General features: G+C 63.3%; 12 protein-coding genes. 9 read left to right on the top strand and 3 right to left on the bottom strand.

The annotated features are described in order from the left end of the window. Positions 1 to 5: 5 nt before the first annotated feature. From AC3WLM_RS15835 to AC3WLM_RS15820, 4 genes are all read left to right on the top strand, one after another. Entirely contained in the window at positions 6 to 587 is a 582-nt protein-coding gene (locus tag AC3WLM_RS15835) for an LOG family protein (RefSeq protein WP_492478140.1), read from the top strand. A gap of 3 nt (positions 588 to 590) precedes the next feature. Continuing rightward, positions 591 to 1556, top strand: coding sequence for a phytoene/squalene synthase family protein (locus AC3WLM_RS15830; protein WP_492477932.1), 966 nt, complete (start codon positions 591 to 593; stop codon positions 1554 to 1556). 104 nt (positions 1557 to 1660) lie between these two features. Continuing rightward, complete coding sequence (locus AC3WLM_RS15825) at positions 1661 to 2509, top strand: cytochrome b/b6 domain-containing protein (RefSeq protein WP_492477930.1); 849 nt, start codon at positions 1661 to 1663, stop codon at positions 2507 to 2509. Further along, positions 2506 to 3255: a molybdopterin-binding protein gene (locus tag AC3WLM_RS15820; RefSeq protein WP_492477928.1), complete on the top strand. Its 750-nt coding sequence runs from the start codon at positions 2506 to 2508 to the stop codon at positions 3253 to 3255. The genes AC3WLM_RS15825 and AC3WLM_RS15820 overlap by 4 nt, the downstream gene beginning before the upstream one ends. Here AC3WLM_RS15820 and AC3WLM_RS15815 read toward each other — a convergent pair. From AC3WLM_RS15815 to pgi, 3 genes are all read right to left on the bottom strand, one after another. Next, positions 3252 to 4268: an NAD-dependent epimerase/dehydratase family protein gene (locus AC3WLM_RS15815; protein WP_492477927.1), complete on the bottom strand. Its 1017-nt coding sequence runs from the start codon at positions 4266 to 4268 to the stop codon at positions 3252 to 3254. The genes AC3WLM_RS15820 and AC3WLM_RS15815 overlap by 4 nt on opposite strands. A 174-nt stretch (positions 4269 to 4442) precedes the next feature. Continuing rightward, positions 4443 to 5813 carry a glutathione-disulfide reductase gene (gene gorA / locus AC3WLM_RS15810; RefSeq protein ID WP_492477926.1) on the bottom strand — a complete coding sequence of 457 codons (1371 nt, stop codon included), beginning with the start codon at positions 5811 to 5813 and terminating at the stop codon, positions 4443 to 4445. Positions 5814 to 5900: 87 nt separating this feature from the next. After that, the gene (pgi, locus tag AC3WLM_RS15805) at positions 5901 to 7424 is read right to left on the bottom strand and encodes a glucose-6-phosphate isomerase (RefSeq protein WP_492477924.1); all 1524 of its coding nucleotides are present in this window, start codon (positions 7422 to 7424) and stop codon (positions 5901 to 5903) included. A gap of 155 nt (positions 7425 to 7579) precedes the next feature. Between pgi and lepB the strand changes: the two genes are divergently transcribed. The 5 genes from lepB to AC3WLM_RS15780 all read left to right on the top strand — a co-directional run bounded on the left by lepB (position 7580) and on the right by AC3WLM_RS15780 (position 12638). Beyond that, a complete protein-coding gene (gene lepB / locus AC3WLM_RS15800; protein WP_492477923.1) occupies positions 7580 to 8452 on the top strand; it encodes a signal peptidase I in 873 nt (290 codons plus the stop codon). Then, complete coding sequence (gene rnc, locus AC3WLM_RS15795; protein ID WP_039332361.1) at positions 8425 to 9123, top strand: ribonuclease III; 699 nt, start codon at positions 8425 to 8427, stop codon at positions 9121 to 9123. The genes lepB and rnc overlap by 28 nt, the downstream gene beginning before the upstream one ends. 61 nt (positions 9124 to 9184) lie before the next feature. After that, on the top strand, positions 9185 to 10090 hold the full coding sequence (gene era, locus AC3WLM_RS15790) for a GTPase Era (protein WP_193826698.1): 906 nt from the start codon (positions 9185 to 9187) through the stop codon (positions 10088 to 10090). Then, on the top strand, positions 10078 to 10902 hold the full coding sequence (locus AC3WLM_RS15785; protein WP_492477922.1) for an SGNH/GDSL hydrolase family protein: 825 nt from the start codon (positions 10078 to 10080) through the stop codon (positions 10900 to 10902). The genes era and AC3WLM_RS15785 overlap by 13 nt, the downstream gene beginning before the upstream one ends. Before the next feature lie 185 nt (positions 10903 to 11087). Further along, positions 11088 to 12638 carry a glycosyltransferase family protein gene (locus AC3WLM_RS15780; protein WP_492477921.1) on the top strand — a complete coding sequence of 517 codons (1551 nt, stop codon included), beginning with the start codon at positions 11088 to 11090 and terminating at the stop codon, positions 12636 to 12638. Positions 12639 to 12640 lie beyond the last annotated feature (2 nt).

The following is a 12640-nucleotide window of genomic DNA, read 5'->3' as shown; positions in this document are numbered from 1 at the left end:
CTTCGATCAAACGTCTCGCCGTCTATTGCGGCTCTGCCTCACCTGCCGACACTCGTTACGTAACACTCGCCCGCCAGATCGGCGCCGAACTCGCCCGGCGCGGCATCGGCGTCGTCTATGGCGGCGGCAAGCTCGGCCTGATGGGCGCAGTGGCTTACGGCGCGCTTGACGCCGGCGGCGAAGTGATCGGCGTGATTCCGGAAGCTCTCGTCGGGGGCGAAGTCGCCAATCACGACTGTACAGAACTGCACGTCGTCCCCGGCATGCATGAACGCAAGAAGGCCTTCACCGACCTGTCGGACGGCTTTCTCACCATTCCCGGCGGCGTCGGCACGATGGATGAGCTGTGGGAAGCGGTCAGCTGGGCGCAGCTGGGCTACCACGCAAAGCCGGTCGGCCTGCTCAACGCCTATGGCTTCTACGACCACCTGCTCGCCTTCAACCGCCACATGATCGAAGTCGGCTTCATCCGCGAAGCCCACGCCGGAATCATCATCGCAGAGCCTGACCTCGATCTCCTGCTGGCCCGCATGGAAGCCCACGTTCCGCACAGGCCGATCTTCGCGATGAAGGCCGAAGACCTCTGAGTGATGCAGGATCGCAAGTCTCTCGTTAGTAACGCCCGCAAGTCGATCCTGAAGGGCTCGAAAAGCTTCGCTGCCGCCAGTCACCTGTTCGATCGCGAGACGCGCGAGCGCGTCTGGCTGCTCTACGCCTGGTGTCGTCGCTGCGACGATATCGTCGATGCGCAGGACCATGGCGGCGCACTCGGTCTTCAGGAAGGCGCAGCCGAGCGTCTTGCGCTGGTTCGCGAGAAGACCGCGCTCGCCTTCGCCGGCCGCGAAACCGGCGATCCTGCTTTCGACGCCCTCGGCCTGGTCGCCCGGGAAACCGGCCTGACGATCGAGATGGCCCGCGCCGTGATCGATGGCTTCGCACTCGATGCTGCGGAATGGCAGCCCCATACAGAGGCTGACCTGATGCGCTACTGCTGGCACGTAGCGGGAGCCGTCGGCGTGATGATGGCCGTGGTCATGGGCGTCTCGCCGGATGACGAAGACACGCTCGACCGCGCCTGCGATCTCGGCCTTGCCTTCCAGCTAGCCAACATCGCGCGCGACATCGAGGAGGATGACGCCGCCGACCGCTGCTACATCCCGCTAGACTGGCTTTCCGAGCTCGATATCCCGCCCGGCGAACAGATGAAGCCGCACTACCGCCCCGCGCTCACCCGGCTCGTCGCGCGGATGTGCGAGACGGCGGAAATTCACGAATGCTCGGCGCGTATTGGCGCCGCCCGCCTCAAGGGCCGCCAGCGCTGGGCCATCCTCGCCGCCGCCGGCATCTATGGCGAGATCGCACGCGAAGTCGCCAAACGCGGCGACCATGCCTGGGACCATCGCACTGTCGTTACTAACGCTCGCAAGCTCGGTTTCATCGGCAAGGCCGCATGGTCCGCGCTGCGCCCCGTCCCGCGTTCCTGCATTGCCCGCGCCAGCCAGCGCCGCTTCAGCCGCGCTGATCTGATCGCGCTGGCGGCGCGCCATCCGGCCTAGGGCCAGGCCCTTGCCGCTGCGTTTCCACGCGCGTCGTTCCAGAGGCTTTTTCCGCGCTGCTGAATGTGGCACTCTGACCACAGGACAGGAGCAGGAACCCCGCCGTGGATGCCGCGCCAGCAATCGTTACGTCACAGGACCCAAGCCCCGCGGCGCAGTCGCAGCCTCTGGTTTATCGCACGCGGTTGCCGGTCAGGATCTGGCACTGGACCAACGCGGTCACGATCTTCGCCATGCTGATGAGCGGGGCGACGATCTTCAACGCCCACCCCCGCCTCTACTGGGGCAAGTACGGCGCCACCTTCGAAACGCCATGGCTGGAGATCGGGCGACAAGGCCAGCAAGGCTTCCTGCGCCTCGGCAGCCTCCAGTTCGATACGACCGGCTTCCTGGGATGGACGGAACACTCGACCCGGGCTTTTCCGCCTCTCGTCACGATCCCCAATTACTACAGCTTGGCCGAAGGTCGCCAATGGCACTTCTTCTTCGCATGGGTGCTGGTAATATCTCTTACCCTCTTCGTTATTTATGCATTGTTTTCAAAACACTTGTCGCGCGATCTTGCCCTGAAACCTGAAGAGCGCAAGCTCGCGCATCTGTGGCACGACATCAAGGAGCATGCCCGCCTGCGCTTTCCCACAGGCGAAGCGGCCAAAGCCTACAACCCCTTGCAGAAGATCGCTTACCTTGGCGTCATCTTCGTGCTGATCCCACTGCTCGTGCTCACTGGAATGACCATGTCGCCCACGCTGAATGCTGCCTTCCCGTGGTTGCTCGATATCTTCGGCGGCAGGCAGTCGGCGCGATCGATACATTTCCTTTGTGCGACAGGCTTTTTGGCGTTCATCCTCATCCATCTTCTCATGGTTTTGCTGGCCGGTCCATTCAACGAACTTCGCTCGATCGTCACCGGATGGTATCGGCTCCCCGCACCGCGAAAGGAACGTCCATGACCCTCGTCACGCGGCGCAACGCCATCGTCGGTGCCAGCGGTCTGCTTCTGGCCGGATGCGAGAAGATCACCGCGTCCCCGACTGTCCGCAAGGTCCTGACATTAGGTGAGAAAGCCACGCTGTCCGGCCAGCGTCTGGTGACGGATCGCAATGCCCTCGCGCCGCAATTCACCCGCGCCGATCTCTCGCCCAGGTTCCGCATGAACGGCAATCGCTTGCCCGCTTCAGCGGAATATCAGGCCCACATGGCCAGCAACTTCGCCGACTGGAAGCTGGAAATCGGCGGCAAGGTCGCCCGCCCGTTCAGCCTCACTCTCGCCCAATTGAAAGCCGCACCGCAGCGTACCCAGATCACCCGGCACGATTGCGTCGAGGGATGGAGCGCGATCGGCGAATGGACTGGCGTGCCGCTCGGCCTGCTGCTGCGTCACGCGCAGATTTCCTCAACTGCTCAATACATTGTCTTCCATTGTGCAGATGATTTCTCAGGAATTCCCTACTATGAGAGCATCGACCTGATCGACGCCATGCACCCGCAGACGATCCTCGCCCACACGATGAACCGCCAGCCCCTTCCGGTCGGCCACGGCGCCCCGATCCGCCTGCGCGTCGAACGTGCGCTCGGCTACAAGCACGCCAAGTACGTCATGCGGATCGAAGCGGTCGAAACTCTTGCCGGCATCCACGGTGGCGGAGGCGGCTACTGGGAGGACCATTCCGGCTACCAGTGGTTCGCCGGGATCTAGACCTTCACCACACCCCGCTCGATCAAGCTGCGGGCGCAATCGAGAATGGATTCTTCCACCGGCCGCATGGTCCAGCCCAGCCGCGACCGGGCATGGTTCGAACTTGCGCCACGCACATTGCCAAGCTCGCCCGTTACTTGACGGATCACCGGGTTGAACAGCGCAACCGTCCGCACCAGCCAGTCGGGCAGCTTGCGCGTCGGCACCTTGCGCGCCTGTGGCCCCAGGTTCGCCTTGAGCACCGTGGCCACGTCGACAATCTTCAGGAACGGACCCGAGGCAATGAAACGCTCACCCGCAATGCCGGGCGCGGTCAACGCTCGCACATGCAAGTCCGCAACGTCTCGCACGTCGACAATCCCGAACCCCAAGTCCGGGCACCCCGGCAGGGCGCCCGAAAGCAGTCGCCGCACGACCTCGATCGATGGCGAGAAGTCGCCGGACCACACCGGCCCCAGCACGGCCGCCGGATTGACCGAGACGAACTCCATTCCCCCGCCTTCCAAGGCCACCCAGTCCCGCGCCGCGCGTTCAGCAATGGTCTTGGACTTCACGTACGCGTAGACATCCGCCCCATCCAGGTTGGTCCAGTCCCGCTCGGTGAACTCGAACACCCCCTTGCCATGGCCATAGGCAATCGCGGCTACGGACGAGGTCTGCACGAACCGCGTCACCCCGGCGTCCCGTGCGTAACGTAACGCACGCAACACCCCCTCGCGCGCCGGGATGATCAGCTCGTCCTCATGTCGTGGCGCATCGGCCCGGAACGGTGAGGCGACATGCGCCACGTGGCTGCACCCGGCCATCGCCTCGGCCCACCCGGCATCGGCCGAGAGGTCCGCGGCGAAGAACCGCAACGTCTCGGCGGTCCCGCCAAGGAGCGGCCGCAATTGCGCATCGCGTGACAGGGAACGGACCGTGGCGTGGACTGTCCACCCCTCGGCCAGAAGCTGGCGGATGAGGAACCCGGCGATGTAGCCGCTGCCACCCGATACGAGGACCGTGCCCGCCATTTTTCCGCTCTCCCCATCGATCGATTTGAGGAGAGGATAGCGCGGGGGCGTCCGGTTGCAAATCGCTACGGTTCAGCCTGCGGCAGAAGGCCCTGCGTTCGGCAGCGTTGCGGGAGAGTCAGGGGGGAGTTGCCCGTTTGCCTGCGAGAGTTGGAAAACGGGCAATTCTCCGGATTATCGCATCAGAACAAGCTCTTCCGCCATTGACGGGTGCAAAGCCACCGTCGCATCAAAGTCAGCCTTGGTCAGCCCCGCCTTCACCGCAATCGCCGCCGCCTGAAGGATCTCCGGGCTGTCCGGCCCGATCATGTGAATGCCCAGCACCTTCTCGGTCGAGGCATCGACGATCATCTTGTAAAGCCCGCGCTCAGGCCGATGCCCGAAGATGTTCTTCATCGGGCGGAAGTCGGACGAGTAGACCTTGATATTGCTGCCAAATGCTTGACGCGCCTGGCTTTCTGTCAGGCCCACGCCCGCCAGCGGCGGCTGCGAAAACACCGCGCTGGGGATGGCATCATAGCTCACCGCAGTGTCCTTCCCGCCGAACACGTGGTCGGCAAAGGCCTGGCCCTCGCGGATCGCGATAGGCGTAAGCTGCACGCGGTTCGTTACGTCACCCACGGCATAGATGCTGTCGCACGCAGTCCTGCCATGATCGTCGACCGGAATCTCGCCCGTCGAACCCAATGTAATTCCGGCGTTTTCCAGGCCAAGGCCATCGGTCTTGGGCCGACGGCCGGTCGCCACCAGCACCACGTCGGCGTGGATCGGATCGGGTTGCTTGCCGACATAGACGTCGAACGATCCATCGTCCCGCTTCTCCACACGATCGAACGGACAATTGAACTTGTATTCGATCCCGCGGGCCATGGTTATCTGGAGCAGGCGGTCCCGGAGGGATTCATCGTACCCGCGCAGGATCGTCTCGCTGCGATTGACCACCGTTACGTGACAGCCCAGCGCATTGAAAATCCCGGCAAATTCCATCGCGATATAGCCAGCGCCAGAGATTACGACGCGCTTGGGTAACTGCTCGAGATGGAACACCTCGTTCGAGGTGATGCAGTGCTCGCTACCCGGAAATTCGGGCATCACCGGCCAGGCGCCGGTTGCGATCAGGATATACTTCGCGGTGATCTCCTTGCCCGACGCCAGCCGCACGCTGTGCGGCCCCGCCACCTCTGCGCGCTCAAGGAAACGTTCGACCTTGTTGGTCTCCAGCGTGTTGGTGTAGGCCGTGTTGAGCCGGTCGACATCCCGGAGCACAGCGTCACGTAACGTCGGCCAGTCGAACGTCATCTTCTCGACTGTCCAGCCGTAGTTGGCCGCGTCCTGCAGTTCCTCGGCGAAATGCGATCCATAGACCAGCAGCTTCTTGGGCACGCAGCCGCGGATCACGCAGGTGCCGCCGACGCGGTATTCCTCAGCCACCGCCACCCGCGCGCCATGGCTCGCGGCAATGCGGCTGGCGCGCACACCGCCCGATCCTGCACCAATCACGAAGAGATCGTAGTCGAAGTCCTGCCCGGAAACCTGCTCAGCCATATGCACTCCTGTTGGTGAAGCGCATATGGCCTCTGGTCTTGGCCAAGACCAGAGGCATTTAGGCGATATTGTTAGCCTTGCAAACTATCAGCCGCCAATTCCTGCAGCGGAGAGAAGTGCTTCCGTCGACGGATCGAAGCCAGCACCGCCGCCAGCCTCGATCTGCTTCGCAATCGCCTTGCCCAGCTCGACGCCGAACTGGTCGAACGGGTTGATTCCCAGCATTGCGGCCGAAACGAACGTGCGGTGCTCGTGGAACGCGATCAGCGCGCCCAGCGTGGCAGGGTTCAGGTCATCGCACAGGATCGTCGCCGAAGGCCGGTCGCCGGGATAGGCACGGGCACCGTCGTCAGACGCCTTGCCCGCCATCAGCGCCGCCCCTTGCGCAAAGCAGTTCGACAGGAGAATCTCATGGTGGGCCGGGTCAAGATCGTGACCAGGCGTTTTCACGGCAAGGAAGTCCACCGGGATCAAGTGCGTGCCCTGATGGAGCAGCTGAAACACCGCATGCTGCGCATCGGTGCCGACGCCGCCCCACGTTACCGGCGCGCTGGCGCGGGTCAGAGGGGAGCCATCGGCGAGCACGCTCTTGCCGTTCGATTCCATTTCGAGTTGCTGGAGATAGTCGGGCAGCAGCTTCAGCCGCTCGTCATAGGCGAATACCGCGCGCGTCTGGCAGCCTCGAACCTGCGTGTAATAAAGGTCGGCGAAGGCCGCGCGCACCACGATGTTCTCGGCAAGGTCGGCGTCGATGAAGTGCCGGTCGATCGCTGCAGCGCCATCGAGGAACTCGGCAAAGCCTTCCCAGCCCAGTGCCATGGCCACCGGGAAACCGATCGATGACCACAGCGAATAGCGTCCGCCCACCGTTTCCGAAAACGGCAGTACGCGGGTTTCATCCACGCCCCATTCGACTGCCTTTTCGGGAGATGCAGTGAGCGCAATCACGCGTCCGTAGGGATCGGCGACACCGCCCTCACGCAACCACTCCAGGGCCGAATGCGCATTGGTCATGGTCTCGGTCGTCGTGAAAGTCTTGGAGGCCACGGCAATCAGCGTCGTCTCGGGATCGCAGGCCTTGATCGCAGCCTCAAGCGCACAGCCGTCGATGTTGGAAACGACATGAACGGCAACCTTCGCCCCTTCGCGGGTCAGAGCATCGATTGCCAGCGCCGGCCCAAGCGCCGATCCCCCGATGCCGATGTGGATCAGGCTCTTCACTTCGCTCAGCGCGCCTTCGTGGATGGCTTCGACGAGCATCCGCATCCGGGCATGCAACGCCTCGGCCTCCTCGACACTGGTGTCCTTGCCGACCCCGCGTTGCGCGGTGTGCTCGGCAGCGCGGCCTTCGGTGTTGTTGATCTTTTCGCCCGCAATCAGAGCATCGCGCTGCCCCTCAAGGTCCATCGCGGCTGCAACCGAGCCGAACAAGGCTTCGACTTCCGGCGAGAGGTGCGTCTTGGACCAGTCGAAGATCACCGGGCCGCCGGGCAGATCCAGCGTGGTCGAATAGCGTGTTAGCCGCGCGGCGTCGGAAAACAGAGTCTTCAGGGTTGGCCGCGGCAACTTCTCCAGTGCCGTCCAAAATTGCTGTGCCTCGCCTGCCGACATGTCCAACCTCATCCTTTCGCAACTGCGTAATGGCCCTAATGCCCTCTCGGGGACGCCGCGCCAAGCGCGCTGTTCATCGCCGCGCAAGCTGCGCAGACGTATTTCGCCGCTGTATTATACAAACAACACACTTGACGAAGGGCCTTGCTGGCAACATGACCGCGACGATGAACGACACGCCCGAAGCCAGCAGCCCCACTCCGGTAGAGCCGGCCGCGCCCGCACCTGCACCGGCCAAACCGAAGAAGGAAAAGAAGGAGGACAGCTTCCCCGTCTTCCTGATCAAGCTGGTGATCGTCGTCGCGATCTTCCGCAGCTTTATCTTCTCGCCGTTCAACATCCCGTCGGAATCGATGTTGCCGCGGCTCGAGAATGGTGACTATCTCCTCGCCGCCAAATGGCCCTACGGCTACAGCAGCTACTCGCTGCCGTTCAGCGCGCCCCTGCTGCCCAAGCGCATTTTCGCCAGCCAGCCAGAACGTGGCGATGTTGCCATCTTCAAGGCGCCTCCCGGCAATGATGTCGACTACATCAAGCGCGTGATCGGCCTGCCCGGCGATACCGTACAGATGATCGACGGCGTGCTGCACCTGAACGGACAGGCCGTGCCCAAGGTGAAGGTCGAGGATTTCGTCATCCCCGTCAGCCCCAACACCGATTGCCTCTCGGCCGAATTTGTCGTGACCGAAGCTGATGGCAGCCAGACCTGCCATTACCCGCAATTCCGCGAGACGCTGCCGAACGGCAAGAGCTACAACGTGCTCGACCTTGGCCAGCGTGATGCCGATAACACCGTGCCGGTCGTGGTGCCAGAGGGCCAGTTGTTCATGATGGGCGACAACCGCGACAACTCGATGGACAGCCGCTTCCCGGCAATGGAAGGCGGCGGCATCGGCCTTGTCCCTCAGGAGAACCTCGTTGGCCGCGCGACGGTGATGATGTGGTCCACCGATGGCAGCGCCAACTGGTTCCTGCCCTGGACCTGGTTCACCGCGGCGCGCTGGAACCGCATCGGGGGCACGTTCTGAGCGCGCTGCCGCCTGAAACGCTGGGCTACCTTACGGACCTTACCGGGGGGGCACCGACACGCGTCGATCTGTGGACCGAAGCCCTCACCCATGGCTCGATGGGCGAGGCACGCGATTACCAGCGCCTGGAGTTTCTTGGCGACAGGGTGCTGGGCCTTGCCATTGCCGAGTGGCTGCATGAAAAGAGCGATGCCGCCGAAGGCAAGCTCTCGCAGCGGCTCAACGCCCTGGTCAGCCGCGAAACCTGCGCCGATGTTGCACGCCATATTGCCCTCCCCAGCCACATCCGGCTCGGCAAGCAGGCGCGCGATGATGGCGGGACGCAGAGCGACAACATCCTGGGCGACGTGATGGAAGCGCTGATCGGCGCTCTCTTCGTCGAACGCGGGTTCGATGCCGCACGCGCTTTCGTGCGCAGGGTGTGGGACAAGCCGATGGCCACAGGGACCGGCCAGCGCAAGCATCCCAAGGCTGCTCTGCAGGAATGGGCAGCAGGCAACCGCCGCAAGCCCCCGGTCTACACTCTGGTCGCGCGCGAAGGACCCGATCATGCGGCCCGGTTCACGGTCTCGGTCGAAGTGAAGGGCGTCGGCACGGCCAGCGCCACCGGCAGCAGCAAGCAGGAGGCCGAAACCTCCGCCGCCCGCGCCTTCATGCAGGATTTCGGCTAAATCTAGCGGCGCGCGCCCATTTGGCCTAAGATGGCCGCAACTCTTCTGAAGAACTGGAATAATGACCGAAAAATGTGGCCTCGTGGCCGTCCTCGGCGCACCTAACGCCGGCAAGTCGACCCTCGTCAATGCCCTCGTCGGCCAGAAAGTTGCGATCGTATCACCCAAGGCGCAGACCACGCGCGCGCGCCTCATGGGCATTGCCCTTGCGGACATCGGCGAGGACAAGGCGCAGATCATCCTGGCCGATACGCCCGGCCTGTTCGAACCACGTCGCCGCCTCGACCGCGCAATGGTCAGCGCGGCATGGGACGGCGCGCAGGAAGCCGACGCGATCCTGCTGGTGGTCGACGCCCGCAAGAAGAAGCGCGACTATCTCGAACCCATTCTCGAAACACTCAAAGGGCGACCGGAACGCAAGCTCCTGGTGCTGAACAAGGTGGACTCCACGCCAAAGGAACCGCTGCTGGTCATGGCCGAGGCGCTGACCCAGGAAGCCGAGTTCGATGAGGTGTTCTTCGTCTCCGCGCTCACCGGCGATGGCGTGCCCGAACTCAAGCAGCGCCTTGCCGCACTCATGCCCGAAGGCGCGTGGCATTATCCCGAAGACCAGGTGTCGGATGCCAGCGAACGCCTGATGGCTGCAGAGATTACCCGCGAGCAGCTCTATCGCCAGCTTCACGACGAGCTGCCCTATGACAGCACCGTGCGGCCGGAGAAGTATATCCAGCGAAAGGATGGCTCGGTAGAGATCCACCAGCAGATCGTGATCGCCCGCGAAACCCAGCGCGCGATCGTGCTGGGCAAGGGCGGAGCGAAGATCAAGGCAATCGGTGAAGCGGCGCGCAAGGAACTGGCGCAACTGCTGGACACCAAGGTGCATCTCTTCCTTCATGTGAAGGTCGACGAGCGTTGGGCCGACGCCAAGGAAATCTACGAGGAAATCGGTCTCGAATGGGTAAAGTGATGCGGCTTGCTCTTGCAGCGCTTGCGCTTGTTGCCACCCCAGCCCTTGCCGGACCGGCCTCGCTTCCGGAAGGCGCGCGGTATGTGGCGCTGGGCAGTTCTTTCGCGGCCGGCCCGGGCGTTGGCCCCAACACGCCCGGCACACCGGATCGCTGTGGCCGGGGAACCCTGAACTATCCTAACCTGCTGGCGACAAGGCTGAAGCTTTCGCTGGTTGACGCCACTTGCAGCGGCGCAACAACCGAACACGTCCTCGGCCCGTGGAAGGAAATACCGGCGCAGATCGAGAGCGTTACCGCCGATGTCCGGCTTGTCACTGTAACCATCGGCGGCAACGACGTGAACTTCGTCGGCAACATCTTTGCCGCAGCGTGCGAGCAGATGCCGACACCGGATGCGCGCTGCCAGAAGTGGCGCGACATCGGCGAGGACGTGTGGAAGGCCGACGAGGAGCGCATGCGCCGCATCGTCCGCGAAGTGCGCCAGCGGGCTCCGGAAGCACGCGTTGTCTTCGTCGACTACATCACTGTCCTGCCTCCCAGGGGTACATGCGCCTCCCTTCCGATCAGTGTCGAGCGGATGAACCAGAGTCGCCACGCGGCGAAGCGTCTCGCCAAGCTGACTGCCAAGGTCGCGCGTGAGGAAGGCGCCGAACTCTTCCGTTTCTCTGCGATGTCGAAAGATCACGCACCCTGCTCGGCCAATCCCTGGAGCAACGGCCTCAATGCGCCGTCGGGGGACGGCATCCCGATCCATCCCAACCGCGCCGGTCATGAGGCCGCAGCTGAGGGTCTGGCCCGGTTTCTGCGCTGACCGGCGATCGTTACTAACGGTTCGTCGGCCGCACAGGGCAGTTTGTCGCCGTTCTCTGGCTTTGTTGCACTGCAGCACGGAATTGACATCGACAATTGACGTTTGCCCCCTAGCGTCGCCCGCGCGAAGGGAACGGGCAGCTCGCCCGTTAACGTCCCGGGTGCAATGGTGGACGGAGTGCGAGCATGAACGAAACTGGCGGCGTTTTGGCAGCGGCCACAGTAGGCGCGCTGCCCGGCCGGTCTTTCCCATCCGCCATCAGGAACTTGCGCAGGCCCAAGGTATTGCCCGCCTGGCTGCTAGAGGCCGCCGGGTTCGCCCTGATCTTCATGGTCACGCGCAGTTTTCTCTTCGGCAATCCGGTGGTCCATATCGACGAGCAGTTCTACCTGTTCGTCGCGGAACGCATGCGCGATGGGGCGGTGCCCTATGTCGACATCTGGGACCGCAAGCCGATCGGCCTCTTCCTGCTTTACGAAGCGCTGGCTTCGCTACCGTTCGATCCTGTGATTGCCTATCAGGTCGGCGCAGGCATCAGCTTCACGCTGACGGCCATGGTCCTGACCCGGTTGGCGCGCGAAATTGCCTCTCCAAGGGCCGCGTGGCAGGCTGGTGCCGCCTACGTCCTGTTCATGCCGATCTTCAATGCCGGCATGGGACAGGCGCCGGTCTTCTACAACCTGCTCGTCGCCATGGCGGCATGGGGTGTGGTCGACAGCGTCAAGCGCCCTGAGCACCCCCCGCTGATCTGGCGGGGCTGCCTCGTCATGCTGCTGCTGGGGCTTGCCATCCAGATCAAGTACACGGTGATATTCGAAGGTGCCGCGTTCGGCCTGATCCTGCTGGCGCGCGGCTTTGCCGATGTCTGGTCGTTCAAGCGCCTGGCTGCAACCGGCCTGCTCTGGATTGGCGTCGCACTCTTGCCGACGCTTGCCGCGATGGCCTGGTATGCCGGAATCGGACAGCTCGATGCCTTCATCTATGCAAATTTCGTCTCGATCTTCGATCGCGGCTCGGATGGCTGGGTCTCGTACTGGCGCCTGCTCAAGGAAGTCGTGGTCCTGACGCCGTTCTGGCTGGCGATCTTCAGAGCACCCAGGATGTTCGATACGTTGGCCGGGGCCAACCTGGTCAGCCACCGCGTGCTCGCTCTCTGGGGTATGGCAGCCTGCACCGGGTTTCTCGCTTTCGGCACGTGGTACGACCATTACGTATCGCCCGTGCTCATGCCGCTTGCGGTCCTGGCCGCTCCGGCCTTGGCGCGTGCGACGCCAGGTGAGCGGTGGTATGGCCGCCTGCTGCTCGGATTTGGCGCAATCGCTGGCGTGGTGGTGATGCTCTATCAGCTTAATCAGCACGGAACTTCCAGGCAGTACCAAGCGATGAACGCGGCAATCGCCCAGGAACTGCACGCGGGCTGCCTATATATCTACGAAGGCGAGATGGCGTTCTATCGGACGACCAACACCTGCCTGCCGACACGGTGGATCTTCCCCAACCACCTCAATACTTATGTCGAAGCCCCCGCAATCGGGGTCGATCCTTCCGCCGAACTCGCGCAAATCCTGGCCAGCAAGCCCGGCGTGATCGTGATGCGCGGCCTGAACAAGAAGCTTTACCTGCCAAACATGGACACGCGGCGCATGATACAGACGGAACTCGCCCGCAAGTATGAACGCTATGCCCGTGTACCTCTGGGCAACAAGGAATACTGGCTCTACCGGCCGCGCCGTTAAGC

The sequence above is a fragment of the Novosphingobium sp. FW305-C-30-35 genome (assembly GCF_058783135.1).
Note: the sequence above shows the minus strand (reverse complement) of the source record. Positions and strands in the feature narration are given on the sequence as shown.

What these genes read in the sequence shown, in the direction of transcription:
- AC3WLM_RS15830 (WP_492477932.1), top strand. Translation starts at nt 591, where the DNA reads ATGCAGGATCGCAAGTCTCTCGTTAGTAACGCCCGCAAGTCGATCCTG.
- AC3WLM_RS15820 (WP_492477928.1), top strand. Translation starts at nt 2,506, where the DNA reads ATGACCCTCGTCACGCGGCGCAACGCCATCGTCGGTGCCAGCGGTCTG.
- AC3WLM_RS15815 (WP_492477927.1), bottom strand. Translation starts at nt 4,268, where the DNA reads ATGGCGGGCACGGTCCTCGTATCGGGTGGCAGCGGCTACATCGCCGGG.
- gorA (WP_492477926.1), bottom strand. Translation starts at nt 5,813, where the DNA reads ATGGCTGAGCAGGTTTCCGGGCAGGACTTCGACTACGATCTCTTCGTG.
- pgi (WP_492477924.1), bottom strand. Translation starts at nt 7,424, where the DNA reads ATGTCGGCAGGCGAGGCACAGCAATTTTGGACGGCACTGGAGAAGTTG.
- lepB (WP_492477923.1), top strand. Translation starts at nt 7,580, where the DNA reads ATGACCGCGACGATGAACGACACGCCCGAAGCCAGCAGCCCCACTCCG.
- era (WP_193826698.1), top strand. Translation starts at nt 9,185, where the DNA reads ATGACCGAAAAATGTGGCCTCGTGGCCGTCCTCGGCGCACCTAACGCC.
- AC3WLM_RS15785 (WP_492477922.1), top strand. Translation starts at nt 10,078, where the DNA reads ATGGGTAAAGTGATGCGGCTTGCTCTTGCAGCGCTTGCGCTTGTTGCC.
- AC3WLM_RS15780 (WP_492477921.1), top strand. Translation starts at nt 11,088, where the DNA reads ATGAACGAAACTGGCGGCGTTTTGGCAGCGGCCACAGTAGGCGCGCTG.